Source organism: Flavobacterium sp. (genome assembly GCF_031422135.1).
Lineage (GTDB): Bacteria > Bacteroidota > Bacteroidia > Flavobacteriales > Flavobacteriaceae > Flavobacterium.
This window is the reverse complement of record NZ_JANOQD010000030.1, coordinates 140,653-157,619: the sequence shown is the minus strand read 5'-3', so window position 1 is coordinate 157,619 and position 16,967 is coordinate 140,653. Positions and strand designations below refer to the sequence as shown.

The 16,967-nt window shown below is 37.6% G+C and carries 3 protein-coding genes; all 3 read right to left on the bottom strand.

Annotated features, from left to right (window positions below):
* Positions 1-20 precede the first annotated feature (20 nt).
* The 3 genes from RMO70_RS05020 to RMO70_RS05010 are packed head-to-tail and all read right to left on the bottom strand — an operon-like array spanning position 21 to position 16,860.
* On the bottom strand, positions 21-1,208 hold the full coding sequence (locus RMO70_RS05020; RefSeq protein ID WP_310555321.1) for a phosphoglycerate kinase: 1,188 nt from the start codon (positions 1,206-1,208) through the stop codon (positions 21-23).
* A 21-nt stretch (positions 1,209-1,229) separates the two neighbouring features.
* A complete protein-coding gene (locus tag RMO70_RS05015) occupies positions 1,230-2,192 on the bottom strand; it encodes a type IX secretion system membrane protein PorP/SprF (protein ID WP_310555320.1) in 963 nt (320 codons plus the stop codon).
* A gap of 43 nt (positions 2,193-2,235) precedes the next feature.
* Positions 2,236-16,860, bottom strand: a complete 14,625-nt coding sequence (locus RMO70_RS05010) for a T9SS type B sorting domain-containing protein (protein ID WP_310555319.1) — start codon at positions 16,858-16,860, stop codon at positions 2,236-2,238.
* Positions 16,861-16,967: the final 107 nt, after the last annotated feature.

Sequence of the window (16,967 nt, the reverse complement as noted above, 5' to 3'; positions counted from 1 at the left end):
AAATTGTTAAAATTGTAATTCTAATCTAAAATGGCAGCAATTCCTGGTAAAATTTTTCCTTCTAGCATTTCTAGCATAGCGCCACCTCCAGTGGAAACATAGCTCATCTTGTCTTCAAAGCCAAATTGTTTTACCGCAGCAACACTATCACCGCCTCCTACTAATGAAAAAGCGCCATTTTGAGTAGCTTCGGCAATAAAATTACCCAATTGAATGGTTCCATTGGCAAAATTTTCCATTTCAAAAACACCCAATGGACCATTCCAAAGTATCGTTTTTGATTCTAAAATAACTTTTCTGAAATTTTCTAACGATTTAGGTCCTGCGTCAAGTCCTTGCCAACCATCAGGTATGTTTTTCACATCAACTATTTGTGTTTGTGCATCATTTGCGAATGCATTAGCGGCAACAACATCAACTGGAATGTGAATTTGAACATTTTTTTGTTTGGCTAAACGAAGAATTTCTAATGCTAATTCTTGTTTGTCATCTTCACAAATAGAATTACCGATACTTCCACCAAGTGCTTTTACGAAAGTAAATGTCATTCCGCCACCTATAATCATGTGATCTACTTTATCGAGAATGTTTTCGATAACAGTTATTTTTGAAGATACTTTACTTCCTCCTAAAACCGCTGTAACGGGTTTTTGGCTGTTTTTAAGAACTTTATTTAAACTTTCTATCTCTTTGGCTAGCAAAGCGCCAAAACATTTGTTTTGAGGAAAAAATTGAGCAATTATTGTTGTGGATGCGTGTGATCTATGCGCTGTTCCAAATGCATCATTGACATATACATCACCGAGTTTTGCCAGTTTAGAAGCAAAATCAACATCACCTGCTTCTTCTTCATTATAAAAACGAAGGTTTTCAAGCAACAGTATTTCACCCGATTTAAGGTTCGAGGCTGCATTTTGCGCAACATCTCCAATGCAATTTGAGGCAAATTGAACAGGCAATCCAAGTATTTCAGAAACTGTTGATACAATATGTTGTAACGAAAACTGAGAGTCAACTCCTTTTGGTCTGCCTAAATGGGACATCAAAATTACACTACCACCGTCTTCTATTATTTTATCAATAGTAGGTTTTGCAGCTTCGATGCGTGTTGCATCAGTTACTTTAAAATTGGCGTCTAGAGGAACATTAAAATCTACTCGTATTAAGGCTTTCTTGTCTTTGAAATTGATATCGAAAATGGTTTTCATTGTTGTTTTTTGGCTTGTATATTAGTAGTTCACTTCGGTTTTTGTACAAGGACAATCGCTAATACCTTGTAAGAAATCCAATCCAAGAGTTATCATGTGTGTTCCGGAATTGAATCCAGAAAGTTGTTTGTCTAAGGTGAGCTGGTAGGAATAAGCAAAATAAAAATTAGACGTTTTAATACCTCCCATTGGTCCAACTGTAAGCGGTTTTAAAGGTTGGTCATTTAAGAAACGATACGTTACGCCTCCCCAGTAATACCCTGTTCTTTGGTAATCTAAATAACGCATTTTAACATTTAAATCCGTACTAGAACGACCGTCACTTTGAAAGTATTGCACATAAGCAGATGGTTCTACTTCAAATCTACTGTCTCTATCTCCTTTAAAAACGTATCCCGTATATACTTGATAGTTTCTTAATAAATTTGGTTCTAGTTTGTAAAATTTATCTAAATTTTTATTCAGAATATTACTAGCGTTGAAACTCGTGTAAAAATTTCTGTATCGGTATAGCAATCCAACATCAAAGTTGTTATTGGAAGTAAACTTATCATTTATAATACCAAAGTCAATAACATTAAAGTCTTGAGTATCGATTCTAAAGTTGTTCAAATTGTATGAAATACCAAAAGATAAATATTGTTTGGAATAATAGTCCAAAATAATGTGGTGTGCAAACGAAATTTTTCCACCTGTTTGTCTCGTATTCCCATTCTTATCATTATATAAAGATATTCCAACTCCAGATTGATCTGCAATTCTAAAATCAGCATACAAACCTTGATTGTTTGGAGCATCTTTTATACCTACCCATTGGGCAAAGCCATTCAAACGTATTCTAGCATTATCTCCAATTCCTGCAAATGTTGCTGACATTACAAATGGGTTGTCAGCTAAATACTGCGTTGCTACAGGAACATTAAGTTCCTGAGCATTGCTTGTATATATTACGAATACTGAAAATAGTAAAACTAATTTTTTCAATGTATATCTTTTATTTAGAGTTCTCATAGTTCGTGAATTAAAATTATCTATACAAAGTAAAATGTCCAACATATTCACGATCATCGCCTTCGTTCACTTTTATAACATACCAGTAATCTCCAGATGGTAATTCTTGATTGTTATAGGTTCCGTCCCAAAGTTCTCCTTCACTAAGTGTTACTATTTTACGTCCGTAACGGTCGTAAATATAGGTTTTCAAATCTTTGTAATTTGACGAACAACCAGGTGTCCAACCATCGTTTTGACCATCGCCATTTGGTGTAAACACATTAGGAATACACAATGGAATAAATACAAACGGTTTCGTATCAGTAGCGGTACAACCAGAACTGTCCGTTACAACAACAGTGTAATCGCCGGTGTAAGTATAAACAAAAGTATTATCTGAACCATTATCAATACCGTTGAAAGTATAGGTGTATCCTTGAGAACCACCATTTGCATTGGCAATAATCTCATTCAATCCACTAGTTAATTGTACTAAATCCACAGTTAACTCGTCAACATCAGTAGGAAATATTTCAAATGTTTGTGTTGCTTTTGTACATGTATTTGTGTTTTGCACTGAAATCGAATAAATCCCAGGAGTCAATAAAACAGGGTATATATCTGATGTAAACACATTACTTGGTTGGTAAGTTCCAACTACTCCGCCTACAACCAAGGCAAATTCATAATTTGCTAATGGGACAAAATCAAAAGGTGCAGGATTGTTTATATCCAAAACAACGACTCTTACAAAAGGTTTGTTGGTTGGTCCACATTCAAAGATGACTTGAGCTTCTGGTTTGAAAGCTGCTGCAGGGTTAAGGGGAACCTTTAATTCGGCTGAATCACAAAGATTACCATCAACTACTTTTATAATATGATCTCCACCATCAAGTCCAGAGAATTGGAATAGGGTTTGAGTGGCGTTTCCAACTATTAAAACTCCACCATCAATACTGATACTATAAGGCAATATACCTCCAGCAACCAAAATGTCAAACGCTCCATCATTATCTTCAGAACATATTTCTTGATTAATACTTAATGGATCAACTTGCAAATCTAAAGCAAGTGGTTCGTTTATAACAAGACCCGTAATTACAACTGGACAACCCGCTGTTCCATTTAGAACATTAATGGCATAAGTACCAGGAGGTAGATTTGTAATGGTATTGTTAACTAAATTGTATGTTGGTTGGTTGGTAAAATCAGGATTTCCCGCAGCCCAAGTTGTAATTTGGTATTGTACTGTACTAGAAGTAGCGCCTGAAATAACAAGTACAATATTACCGTCATTAATACCATTACAAGTAACATCAAAAGGCGTAGCATCGACAAGGAACGGATTTGCAGGATTACTAATTACAATTATTTCTGTTAATGGCGGACAGGCTGCAACACCGGCTCCACTTGTAACTACAACTGAATAATTTCCTACACCCAAACCTGTGAACAAACCAGTAGTGTTGTTAGAAATTGGGGTAACGCCTTGTAATAAAGTAAAAGTATAATTACCCAAACCACCCAATGCGCTTACATTTATGGTAGCATTAGAATCGCCAACACAATTTAAAGCAATGTTGTTCGAAACAGCACTTGTGCTAAATGGTGTTAACGGCGCTACAGTAATAGAAGCAGAGCTTAACGCATCACAACCATTTGTATCTTTTACAAAATATTGGAATGGTACGTTAGTAGCCACAATGTTAAATGTTGTTGTTGTACCAGAAATAAATGGTGTATAAACTCCAGTAGCAGTTGTACTGAATGAATAAGGTGCTGTTCCGCCTAAACCTGTTAATGTTATAGTCGCATTACCAGCACAATCTTGAACTTGTGTTGTTGAAATAGCAGTAGTAACTACGTCAGGTGCGTTTATAGTGAATGGGTAAGGATTACTTACACACAACCAACCATCGGTTATTAAGACCTCATAATTACCTTCTACTAAATTATTAATAGTAACTGGTCCTGTTCCAGCAATAACTACTGGTCCATCTGAATTACTATTAATAGGTCCTTTAATGGTGTAGGCATAATTACTTCCTTGTCCACCAAATATATTATCAATAGTTACAGAACTTGTACCACCAAAACACAATGGGTTTGTGCCTGGAGTTACAGTAGCCCCAATTGGAAGTGGTTCAGCTAAAACAATTGGCAACGATGGGAATTCACATCCTTTAGCATCACGAACCGTTACAATGTATGTTCCTTGACCTAATCCTGTAAAGTTTCCGTTTTGAGAATAAGCTACATTGTTTAGTGGATTTGTTGTACAAGTCAATTGATATTCATAAGGCGCAGTTGTCCAACCACCTTGACCTACAGCAGAAATAGCTCCGTCAGTATTTCCAACAGCACAAGTAATCAATGTTTGGTCTAAATTTAAACTCAATGGTGTTGACGGTTCGTCAATCAAGAATGAGCTTATAACAGGACAACTCAATGGACTTGGTGATATAACTCTCACATTATACAACCCAGCAACAAAACCAGTTATTGGTGGTGTTGGTCCTGCATTTGGACTACTTCCAGGGAAAAGAGGAGTAGAAAATGTAGTATCACTTGCTAAGAAGAAAGCAAACGTGAATGGTCCTGCATCGTTAGTTGGGTTTAAATCGTTGTCAACTAGCGTTAATGTAACGCTTCCGCTGGCATCGCCTACGCAAATGGCATCACTTACTTTAACAACATTTACATCAAGTGTGTTTGGATCGAATACAAAATGAATATCATTAATAGTACATCCTGTTGCTGGATTAGTCACAGTAATGTTATAATCTCCAATAGGTAATCCAGTAAATACACCAGGACCTCCTGTGGTAATCGTTTGATTGTAAGTATTAGTAATTGGAGCAATTGCTATTACTGTGTAAACTAAGGATACAGGTGTTCCTCCAGTAGTACTAACAGTGATACTTATATCTTCGTTTGCAAGACAAGTTATCGGAGTAATGGCAATATTTATATCGTCTAAGCTAATAAATGCATTAACAGGAACATTTATTTGTGCTGGACAACCCAATCGATCAAAAACAGTCATGGAATAAATACCTCCTAGTAAATTGGAAATAGTAAAGCTATTTGGTGCTGCATTACTTGAAACAACGTTTCCTAATGGATCTAATAACTGATAGGTAAATGGCGCACCATTACCACCAGAAACTCCGTTTACAACAATGGTAGCATTGTTTCTAGTATTCGTCCCTGGGTTACATCCAAACTCCGTTACAGTTGGTGGAGGAAGTATAATTGCCGTTGGTTGCCCAACTGTAATTCCTGTTTGAACAGCCGTACAACCTCTTCCAGAAGTAACTGTAACATCGTATGTACCTTGTCCTAATCCGGTAAACAATCCAAAATTGTTTGGGTTATTAGTGGTTACAACTGGTGTAGCCGTACCACCAATTAATAAAGTATAGGTGTATAATAAATTGTTATTTCCAGGAGCTAAATTCACTTGAATTGTTCCATTAGTATCGCCAATACAAATAACATTTGCTATGGTTGCTGGATTAAATGTAACTGGTGTTGGAGCACCAACAACTACTGTTGATGATGTAAGCGGACATAACGTTACTAAATCGGTAACCGTAACGGTATAACTTCCTGAAGGCACATTGGTAAAGGTGTTTGGTGCAACAGGAATAACCCCAGCAGTAGGAGGATTTAAAATGTAGCTATAGCTACCTGAACCACCTGTTGTTGTTACAGTGATTACACCGCCAGTAGCACCACCATTAGTTCCAACAATACAAGATGTTTCGGTAGTTAGTACTGCATTAATGGTTAAAGGTGGTTTGATATCAACATTTGTTGAACTCGCAACAATACAACCATTTCCATCTTTAACAGAAACCGTATACAATCCTGAACCTGGTACTGTAAATGAAGTAGATGTTGTATAAGGATTTGCAACTGGAGTTCCGTTTACAGCTGTAATAGCATACGTTAATAGTCCAACACCCGTTCCAGAAACGGTAAAGGTGTAAGAACTTCCGTTTGAAGTACATTGGTCTGTAACTGGATTAAGCGAAATCGTTGGATCAGGATCTCTTGATACTTGAACAGGAATGCTGTTTTCACAACCATTGCTGTCTCTTACCCAGAAAACATAACCGTCAAAAGCAGGTGTAATAACTGCTGTTGCAATAGTTACCTGAAAAGGAGTACTGCTTAATGGCGAATAAGCACCTGGGCCTGAAGGAACGAATCCTGTTGGTCCATAAGCATAGCCATATCCTGGTGTTCCATTAGCTCCTTGAACTGTTACAATGGCTCCTGAATTACAGTTTGCATTTGTATTAGAAACAATACCTATAGTCGTTGCCGCTGCAGGTTGACCAATTGTAACACTATTTGATGTTACATCACAATTAGGATAATTAAGCCCTTGGTCAACAAAAACGGTATAGCTACCCGCTGGGAATCCAGCAGGAATAAGGAATGGATTCGCAGAAGTGTTTGAACTTCCTGAAGCACCAGCTGTTAGAACTGGGTTTCCTAAACTATCTAAAACTTGGTACGTATAAGATCCTGTATAACCTGTAACATTTAATGCTATTGTACCTGTACTATTTCCAAAACAATCCACTTGAGAAACGGTATTGGCTGTAGCCACTAAGGTATTAAATACTGGAACGTTATAAACATTTGACAAAATACTACAACCTGTAGCAACATCGACTATTTGAAACTGATACGTTGTAGTTCCTGCTGTTGGTATTGGATATGTAAATGTTGACGTATTGAATGGAGTTGTACCAATTCCTGTAAAAGCAGCTCCGTTAGTTGCTACTTCCCAAGTATAACTTAATGGTGTAGAACCACCAGCAACAGTTACTAAAACAACTTCTCCAGCATTATCACATGTAATTCTTGTTTGTTGTGTTGCAATTGCAGAAATTAATTTAGGGAATGGGTTTACTACCGCAGTCGTTGTAGTTTCACAGCCATTAGAATCTTTAACAAAATAGGTTAAATTTTGAACCGCACCTGTATCAATTACATAAAAGATATTGGTAGCAAAATAAGTTCCTACCGCTCCTGTTGTACTATAAAAGTAAGTGCCTGAACCACCTGAACCGAACACAGAAACTTCTGTAGGAACTAGGGTGTTTGTTGGAGAACATGTTGGAGATGAAACTAGAGTTGATGCACCTAATACTGGTGCAGCTGGAATAGTAACTGGAACTGTTAATGTACATGTTCCTGAATCAACTCTAACACTATATGTTCCAGCAACTAAACCTGTAAAGAAATTAGAGCTCTGCGGACCATAGACTGTAAACGGTGCAAATGTTTGTGTTACCGTATAGGTATAAACAGGATTGTTGTTTACCGCTGGTAAGTTAACTGTTAAAGTACCATTACTAATATCTCCTGGCAATGCAGCACAATTTGGTGCTGTTACCACAACATTAGCTGCAGTAAAAGTAACTGGTGTTGGTGCTGCAAAAGAAACTGTGGTAGATGCTGGACAACCTGTCCCTGGATCAGTAACTGTAATAACATAAGTTCCTGGAGGCACATTTATAAACGTACTTCCTGAAAAAGTTAATGCTGGAACTGATGTAGGATTAAACAATGCTATCGCTGGCGATGGCTGTGTTCCTGTCAATGCTGTAATTATTGGTGTAATAACCCCGTTAGGATTAGCACACGTTGGTGGTGTCGTAAACGAAGCAGTAACCGCTAATGGATTTAGAATGGCAACTGGAACTGTGTTTCCACAACCATTAGAATCATTAATTGTTATAGAATGAGGCGACGTTAATGACGACACATTATTAAATGTAAATGTCGAACCTACTGTTGAACCGATAGGTTGTGGCGCTCCACTATCTAAAGTGACGCTATAAGGAGGAACTCCTAATGCAGATGTGATTGTCGCTGTGATTGAAAAATTATTTTGGGTAACGCAAGGGTTAACTAAAGCCGCTGAAATTGCTGGATCCAAGAAAAGACCAAGATTTACAAAATCAGAAACAATACAGCCTTTTGCATCTTTCACATAAACAATATAATTTCCTGATTCTTGATTAAAAGTACTTGGAAGATTTGCAGGCGCCGAAAACGTTGCAGAAAAAGCATTGTAAGCAGAAACCACAGAAAGATTTACATCTGTTCCATCAACAACACCTGCTACTCCTGTATCAGGAGCGATTTGGTATAAATAAGGAGGCGTTCCAAATTGTGCAGTGGCCGTTATTACACCGTCATTCGTTTCGCAACTGTCTTTAGTCGTTTCAACAGCACTTAAAGTCAGTGGTGCTAATGATTGCTCTATGGTAAATGGTGCAGAATTCTTGATACAACCTGGATTTGCTCCACCTATTTCAGTAAACTGAATGTAATAAGTTCCTGGTGCTAATGGTCCTGGTGTATTCACAGGAACCAAACTAGTTACCGTAGTGTTTATAATTGTTGTTGGTAATGGGGTTGATAACAAACCTGTTACTGTTCCTGTTAATATTGGCAAGACTGGTGTTGTTGACACATTAAAAACTTGCCAGTTTACATTTGTTGCTATTGGATAATTGTTTGAAAAAACAAACGATACATCTCCATTGGCTGCTCCACTACATGTTATGTCTTTTGGTGTTACCACACTTGTCATTGTACTTGAAGTCGGTGTTGGTGTATCAGCTGCTTCTTGGTAATAACATTTTGTGGCATCATCGTATACTACAAAAGAGTACAAAGTATCAGGCAACAATCCAGTAAATGTAGAACACAAGTAATCAGGATTTCCTGGAATAGGAGAATCAGATACTTGGTAAGTTCCCGGAGGTCCAGGATAAGGAATTATAGTTCCAGTATATATTGCGAAATAATATGGTCCACCAAGTGCTGACACACAAACTTTTAGTGAAGCTGTAGTACAATTTGAAGGTAAAACCGATGTGGTAATAATATCATCTACTGGTCTAGCAATGATTTGTATGCTACTTGCGCTACAACCATTAGCATCTGAAACTCTAATAGTATAACTTCCAAAAGCAGTATTTGTCAACACAAAACTATAACTCGTAGCTGCAGTTGGTCCAGATGTACCTATACCCGCTGGAAGTCCAGTAGCATTATTTATTAAAGTATAGGTATACAATCCAGTTCCGCCCGCAACTCCTGTTGCGGTTACTTCTCCAACACTATTTCCTAATCCGCCAGCCTGACAAATGATTTGTACTACACCACCTGTAAAAGTTATAGGGTCAGGTTGAACAATAGTGACTGTTTGTGTATCAAAACAAGAATTAGGAGCAGGTATTGTCGCTGTTATAGTATAATTTCCAGCTGGCAATCCAGTAGTTGATGAACCATAATTAAAGCTAGTTGTATTATTAAATACATTTAAAACATAAGGCAATCCTGAATTCACAACAATAGTTAAAGATCCTGTAGAAGCACCATTACATAATATTGGAGCTGATTGTACAGCAGAAACAATGTCTGGAACTATTCTAGGTGAAACTGCTGTTGATTGTGTGACGGTACAAGGCGTTCCGATAGGAATTAATGTAGCTCCTGTAGAATCGGTTACTGTAAAACTATAGTTTGCATCGACTGCTGTTGAAAAAGTAAAGGTACTTCCAGACAACGTTAATGTTCCAACTCCAGTATTTGTAACAAAATAAGGGGCGGTTCCGCCTGATATAATTCCGTTAATTACTGCATTTGGTGATGCACTACAATCTAACGGTTTGGTAACACCAAATGTTAATGTCAATTGTGGATTAATAGTTTGTGTTGCGGCTATGGATTGACATCCAAAAGCGTCTCTTGCAATAATAGTATATGTTGTATTGGCTGCTAAACCATTATAAGTAATCGTTGTTGCGGTTGATCCTGCTGCAAAAGCACCACCGTTCAAACTAAATGTATAGGGTGCAACACCAATTGAAGCCACTGCTGTAATGGAAGCTAACCCCACACTATCAAAACATAAATCAGATAATGGTGAAATAACGACTAAAGGAGTTGCTGGTGCTGTAAGTGGAAACGTACTCGTTATTGTACAACCATTAAAATCACGAACAGAAATAGTATAAGTACCTCCTTGTGTTAAATTATTAAAGGTGTTTGCTGTTGGAGGAGTTCCTGTTTGAACGATTACTATTCCATTAGGTTGTGTCATTGTATAGGTAAAACTTCCTGGCCATCCACCCACAGTATTAATGGAAACACTTCCAGAACTAGGTGAACATTGTATCGGTACAATAGTTGGTGCCGTGAATGCTAAAGCTACTGCTGGTTCATTTACTGTAAATGATCCTGTGGCTGTACAAGTGGTCGTAACATCCCTAATTGTTATATTGTATGTTCCTGCAATTAAGCCAGTTAAATTTATAGTAGCTAGTGTAGAAGGAACATTGGTAACTCCTGCATATCCTGCAAAAGGAGCTATGGTATAGGTGTAGTTTGTAGTTCCTGATACTGTAAATGTTCCTGAACCGTTTGCTTCGCCTTTACAACGTATGTTAGCCGTTGTGTTTCCAATTACTGACAATGTAGGAAGTGGATTAATCGTATATGATTCTTGATATTTACAATTATTTCTATCTGTAACTTCAAATATATAAGTTCCTGGAGACAATCCCATAAACACACCACTCGCACTTGGAGGAGTACTTACAAAAGGGGAAATAATTTGAAATCTTACAGGATTAAGTCCGCCAGCAGCTAAAGCCACGTTAATTGTAATCGTATTACTTGGACAAGTTATAGTGCCTGTTGTAGTAAAAGTCAAATCTGTAGGGCCGTTCAAAGGATCAATAACAACTGCGTTTGTAGTCATTAAGCAACCATTCGTATCGGTTACTCTTATCGTGTAACTTCCGGGAGTTAGTATGTTCGTAAACACTGGATTGCTTAATTGTGGTCCTTGAACTAAAGTTGCCCCTAAATATAAGGAATAACTGTAAGTTCCCGTTCCTCCAGTTACAAGACTTCCTAAAGTAGCAGTCCCTTGAGTTACAATGGTTGCGCCATTGTCACAAGAATAAGGAACTGTAATATTCGCAATAGCCACTATTGGAGCTGGTCCTGCCACAACAGCACTTCCTGAAAAAGTACAACCGTTCGCATCTGTAACGGTATATGGATAGGTTCCTGCTCCTAAATTTACAAAAGTAAATGGAGAAGTTGCATCAGTAATTGCATTTAGAGTAACGGTATACGGTGCTAAGCCTGCACTAGGAGTAACCGTTGCACTACCTGTATTGAATCCTACACAACTGGCTGGTGTTGTAATTTGTGTAGCTGTAGGATTGCCATAATTAATTACCGGAATAGCTATCGATTGTACGGTACACCCTACTGCATCTGTAACTGTAAATTGGTAATTTCCACCTGTATTTGTTGTAAAGGTAAACGTACTTCCTGTTACCGTAACTCCCGTATTTGGTGTAACGGTGTATGGTCCAGCTCCTCCAGTTATTGTTCCAGAAATTAAGGCGTTTGTTGGAGCAATACAATCGATACCGTTGGTAAGAACAGTGCTTACTGATAATGGTGGTCTAATGATTTGCGATGTAGCCGTTGAAATACAACCATTTGAATCCGCAACAGATACTAAATAAGTTCCTGTTACAGTAATTGGAAATGTATTTGTCGAAATATAACCTGAAAGGGAGGGTAATGGGCCAGGTGCTAACACCACAGCATACACATACCCTGTTCCTGAACCTCCAGAACCTGTTAATACAATGGATGCTTGACCTGAAGGATTAATACATAAGTTAGAACCTGTTAAACTTAGGGTTGGGTTACCCACTGGTGCGATTACTATTGGGGTATTTATAGGATCTATACAACCATTAGCGTCTCTAACGTTAACGGTATATGTTCCTGGTGCAATGTTGTTAAACGTAGGGGAATTTTGGTATCCTATTGAAATCGGAACAGTAACAGGATTGGTAGTTCCTGTTAATTGATATTGATAGGCTCCTGTTCCACCTGTAGCGCTTGCTGTAACGGTTGCGCCTACTAAACACGTTGCAGCTGTTGCTGATGCTGAAGCTACAATAGCTGAAGGCACTAAAATTACTTGAAGAATAGTAACGATACAAGCTGCATTTGCAGGGTTTGAATCGTAACGTATTTGAACTTGTTGTGGAGTATATGTTGCAAGATTTATAGGAACAGTAACTGGAGAAACCAATGAGGTTACCCAACCATTACCCACATTGTATTGAAACCCATTAGTAACATTAAAATTTTGTGCGGCTATGGTTACAGTACCATCGTTTGCTCCAAAACAAGAAACGTCTCTATGACCTGTAACTTGAGCCGTAAAAGCTTGATTACATGGAATGGCTATAGGGAATACTCTTGTTGTAAGACAAGTTGCTGGTAGTTGATAAACTCTTATATCGTCAACTAATGCATCATTTCCATTAAAGAGTATACTTCCTGAACGCACTCTGAAAGTTAACGTTGTGTTGTTACCTGGATTTAAACTTACCGATCTTAATTGCCAAGTATTAGTACGAGGGATTGTTGGAATTGGCGGAATCCCTGTTGGATTCGGTGTTGGCGGAATAGGTGGTTGTTGTGCTAATATATTTCCTAAACCATCTACTAATTCAAAAGAAAAACTTGGATCTACACCACCTACATGGTTGGCTCTAAATAAATTAGCTACATAAGCCTCAACTATAACAGGTTGATTAGGAAGTATATTGTTTATTACTTTACTATACAAAACGCCATTCGCTCCTGCTGCAGAACCAATATTTATTGCTAAAAATCGTCCGTTTGGATCTGTTGCATTGGAAGTGTGGTCTCTAAAAGCAAACCAAGCACAATTGTTTGGATTTATTGCACTAGTCACATCATATTCATTGTCTTCGATAGTGAAATCATTACACGGAGGTGTTCCTACAAAGCCAGCTGGTCTGCTATTTCCACAAGGTCGATTTGGTGCATAGGGTTGATTGTTCCAACAATATGCCGCAGCAATACCCGGTGTTGTTGTGTTTGCACCTGAACCAAAAGTTTCATTTAATAAATTACTAAACGTTGGTGGAGCAACTAAATTATAATTTACATCAATATTATGAGGACCACAAGGGACATTTGTAAAAATATTATTCGTAGGAGGAGTATTCAAAACACCATCAAGTGCATAACTATATGTGTATTGCCCTGGAAGTATATTATTGACTGTGACTGTACTTGTTGCAGAACCATTACAACTAAACGAAGGTGGTGCTATCGTTATGGTAGGTGGCGCTGGAATTGGATCAATGGTAACCGTCATTGGAAATACACATAAATTTGCATCTCTTACATAAATTGTATAAGGACCACCAGGAGGCAATTGTCCTGTATTTAAGGCTTGATACCCTGCTCCAAAATTGTACTGATAGGGTAGTGTTCCACCTTGAACATTGGTTATTCTCACAATAGCATTACCGCCATTGGTAGCACATGCAACTTGAGCAATTCCACCAGAAGCAGTTAGTGCTTCGAAAGGTTGCGTAATTATTAATGTTTGTGGAGTTGTTAGACAAACGGCGTTTAAAAGGGTGTATCGAATAATAAGCGAATACGTTCCTGCTATTAAATTAGAAAATATAGGTTGATTTGCTGTATATGTAATACCGCCGTTAATACTATATTCTAAACTGTACCCATTCGCATTGGATACATTAAAATTAATTTGACCGGTATTATTTCCATAACACAACACATTGGTTCTGGTTGGAGCAAATACTGGAGGTGGGTTGTTTGGCACATTAATTACTACTGTATTGGATCTACAGTTGTTTGCGTCTACTACATATATCGAGTAATTACCCGCTGTAGGTGCCGAAATTATAGGTGAAGTTTGAAATAGTGTCGTGCTATTTACATAATAAAAATAATACGGCGGTGTTCCAGCCACTGGTGTTCCTCCCACGGGATAAACTGTTATCTCTCCAACCGTACACGGTGTTAGTGGTCTAGTTATTCCAGCAGTTATGGTTAGAACTGGTGGATTGTTTATCGTAAATGTTCCTGTGGCTCTACAGCCTTCATCCGTTGTAATTACATAGAAATAATTCCCTGGGTTTAATGGTGTAAAGGTTGCGGTATTGTTTGCGCTTGCTACCACTTGATTTACAAGAGGTCCACCAAAAACTGTACCTTGATACAACATATAGGTATATTGTGGTTCCACATTGTTGACAGCAAATAGCACTGATCCAGTTCCGCCATTACAAAGGGGCTGCGTAGGTGTTGCGGTTACACTAAAATCACGCAAACGAATGTTTATGTTATTAATTTGAAACACACAACCTCCAGTGATTCCTGTTTGTCTAATAAAAACAGTATAATTACCAGGAACATTAATAGGATTAAATACATTACCAGGAACGTAGCTACCGTTTCCTAGAAAAACACCTGTAGGACTGGATAAACTATATTCATATCCAGAAGGAACACCGTTCACGATAATTTGACCCGGTGTAGTACATATAATATCAGTAGGTGTTGCGGTAGGATTTAATATGTCTTGATACACATTAAAGTAAAATGGCACAACACAATTTCCAGCAAAAGTAATTAATATTCTATATTGCCCAGCTATTGTGGCGGTATAGTTTGCTCCAGTGGCTATTTGTGTCCAAGAACATGTTGCGCTCGTATTAGCACAACTCAAAGGAGTTGGTGGAACCACCGTGCAGGGTTCGTTTAGTTTTTGCCATACAATACTTATTGCTCCCGTTATATTAACATCAATATCTCGAAAGGCGCCAGCGCCACACAAAAATATTTGAGGTAATGGTACATTGTCATTAACACAGTTTACTACTATATCAGCATCATCAATTACTGGGTTTGGCAGCGAAGGGTTTAGTTGTGTTACCGTAAACGTTTCCACTATGGATCTACATGGTGCTGCAGCTGTATTCACAACTGTATATACTCCCGCAATATTTACATTTACAGATTGACTGGTTGCATTAGGCGTAAAAACTGCTCCGGATGGACCCGTCCATGCATAACTCGTATATCCATTAGCTGCTGTTAGCTGCACTCCTGCATTCCCACAGATTACCGCGTTTTGTGCATAAACACAGTTGTCAATATTTGCTAAAAAATTGGTTGAATTTGGCACTGCAATATTACAACTTCCAAAGGACGCAATACTCCCTTCGTCAGAAAAAACACTTGTATTTACTGTTCCACTGTAGGTAGCAAAAGCTTGATTCTGAATTAAATTGGAACACACATCACTCAAAAGATTACAATCAGTGACTACTCGTACTCGTATTTGGATAAGATAACGAGGGTCGCCGTCTTGAACTAAGCTATTGTTTATTATAAACCCTAGCGTTCGAGTTACAGGGTTATAAGGTAAAAATGCTGGATCTAAAGTAACTCCTGGAGGAAGTGTTAAATCTGTTAATGGATTAAACGTTACGTTTATTGGTAAAATATCTCTAATAGTAAAAGAAGTAGCGTCATCATTTCCTGTGTTTTGAAACCCTATCTCGTAGGTTAAGTAATCGCCTAAATTAACTGTTCCATTTTGTGCCAATAGAACTCCTGTAGCAGTATTACGTACTTGTTTTGTCAATAAAATTTTTGGTGCTATAATATCTACAGCAAACGCGTTGAAAAAATAAAAGTAAAAATCCAGATTGCTTCCCAATCGAATTACAGCCGAAGTAGCCCCATTCGCTATTACGCTATTTGTGGGGTTGTCAATATTAATGACTCCTGCATCATAACCTAGTGTATTTGTGCTATTTGGGGTTCTGTTTAAAAAAGGTCCTGTAGGGGTACTCACACTACTGTTAAAAAAATTATTAGCCACCCTACCTGGAGATGACACGGTAGGTAAAGTACCATTAATTTGAAGATAATCTCCAAAATAATCTTGATCTCCTTCAATAGCAGAAAAGGCTAACTTAGCATTTACAGGCCCTGCTGGTATGGTTCTAAAACCTGTTACATTAATATCTAAATTGTTTGAAGCATCAATCCCACTAAAACCATCAAAAGAAACAATAGATTTACTTGTAGCCGTTGGATCTTCATAGACTATATACAATGTCCATCCTGCGCTTAGACCTGTACCTCCGTTACTTCCTGTACTAGACAAAACATTAGCTACTGTATAGGTTCCTTCAGGATTTGTAGGGTTTAATAAACTGGTAACATCTGCATAACAAGCATATGCTTTGTTATTGTCTCCACCTATAGGCGTAAGGTTTGTATCGTGAACAATTTGACCAACTATGTCATTATATCCTCCAGTAGGTAATTTGAATTTAACTTTGTTTATATCAGCTCTGCTTCCATTACCTTGAAGAATAGCTCCCCAATATAATCCTGCATAAATAATTCTATAACAACTATTGCCTGCAGCATCTGGGTAATTGGGAACATCTAGATTTGCACTACTGGAAGAAAATGTAGAAGCATCAGTATCAATATCGATATACTGCATATCAAAATCACCGTTTACACCTCCTCCATTATAGGGATCGTTGGGGTCGCTTCTTCTTCCATCCCTATTTAGTATGTTATTCCCTATGAGTAACATATCACCGTTAACATCACGATCAAATCGTGGTGTAAACGGTTTTAAATTTTGTCCTAAAACATCAAAAAAACTTAGTAATAAAATTACGGTCAGTAGGTAGTTCTTAAATTTCATAATCATTATTTTTAGGATAATTGGGGCATGAAGTTATTTATTTTTTATGACTTAACAATTTTTTAAGATAAAAATCTTATTATTAATTCGTTAACTTTATATTTGTC

What these genes read in the sequence shown, in the direction of transcription:
- RMO70_RS05020 (WP_310555321.1), bottom strand. Translation starts at nt 1,208, where the DNA reads ATGAAAACCATTTTCGATATCAATTTCAAAGACAAGAAAGCCTTAATA.
- RMO70_RS05010 (WP_310555319.1), bottom strand. Translation starts at nt 16,860, where the DNA reads ATGAAATTTAAGAACTACCTACTGACCGTAATTTTATTACTAAGTTTT.